Consider the following 1,276-nt stretch of genomic DNA (forward strand, 5'->3'; position numbering starts at 1 on the left):
CTCCGTTTGTTTTTTCACTTCGACGGTTTGTTTCCATGCCTGACTGAATTCATCACCGCCCTCACGGGGCGATAATCCCTCGCGTTCACGGGCTTCATTCGGTGACATGACGCCGGATTTAATGGCTGTTTCGTAACTCTGGAAACGTTCTTTCGGATTGGCACGCAGTAAATCGGCAGTATCAAATTCCACCTGATAACGCATACCCCGCTTTGGAGAACTCATCAACAAAGCGGCTTTGATCTGTTGTTCAAAATTGGCAAGCCACGGGCGCATAGTGATGGTCAGAAAAGCGCGGGAGGCTTCGCTAAAATTGCTGTAGGTGCTGTTCGAATATTCTTGCAGAAAGATTGGGCTGACATTGAACATACGGGCGATATCATCAATGGTGAAGCGACGGGAGGCCAACCACTCCGCATCCTGATTGCTCATGCCTAACTGCTGGTATTCCATCCCACCTTCAAGGATCGGCGTTTTTCCGGCATTACGCGCACCTTTATAACGTTCGAGGGCTTCCAGTGCCTTACTTCCCTTGATCCCGTCCAGCCAGTCAGCGGCTTTGATCACCCCCGCTGCCATCATGCCATCTTTCATGATGCTGGCGCCGTGGCGTTGTTGTGCCAGCCCCAAGCCCAGTGTTTCACGGCAAACGGTGACAGGCGATCGCCCCAAAAAGCCATCTTCGGTGGCATAGCGTAGATGCAACACTTCTTCCTGTAGATAGGTTTTCACCTTACCGCTATAAGGTTCGGTGATGGTATATGCTAACCGATGATCGGATAATCGTTGTGGTACAACTGCTGACGGCGGGTAAGGGTGCAATGATTGCGGCTGACCATCCCGCCCCCAGATTATCACCGCATACGCATTGCCATTCAGCAGGCAATGACGCATCAAAGTTCTTTTGAACTGATACGGCGTCTGGCAGTCATTCGGGCACTCATTCAGCAAGTAATCAACGGGGTGATCGCTCAACCATTCGCGGGATTCTTTGCCGTTCTGGTGCTGTACCCGATAGAGATAGCAAGGCATGGAGGCTACCGCTTCACTAATCACCGTGACCGCGTTCATCACAGCGGGTAAGCCTTCTGCCGTCGAGGGGGAAACATGTTCGCCTGATTTGGTGTTAGATATGCCTGCCAGAGAAAAAAATTCATCCAGCGTTATGCTGCTGGTTTCAGGGATTTTGCGTGTAAAAGGCCACATCATTACACCTCGGACAGTTGCAGCCAGTAATGACGCAAATCTACAGGGCAGGGTTTAGCGGCATTCAGTG

1 protein-coding gene is annotated in these 1,276 nt (G+C 51.3%); it reads right to left on the reverse strand.

Going from position 1 to position 1,276, the window contains the following annotated elements:
- Nucleotides 1-1,206, reverse strand: a 1,206-nt coding sequence (locus tag FE392_RS22270; protein ID WP_439153516.1) for a phage portal protein, incomplete at its 3' end; no start/stop codon positions are given.
- Nucleotides 1,207-1,276: the final 70 nt, after the last annotated feature.

This window comes from Xenorhabdus santafensis, assembly GCF_033949405.1.
Taxonomy (GTDB): Bacteria; Pseudomonadota; Gammaproteobacteria; order Enterobacterales; family Enterobacteriaceae; genus Xenorhabdus; species Xenorhabdus santafensis.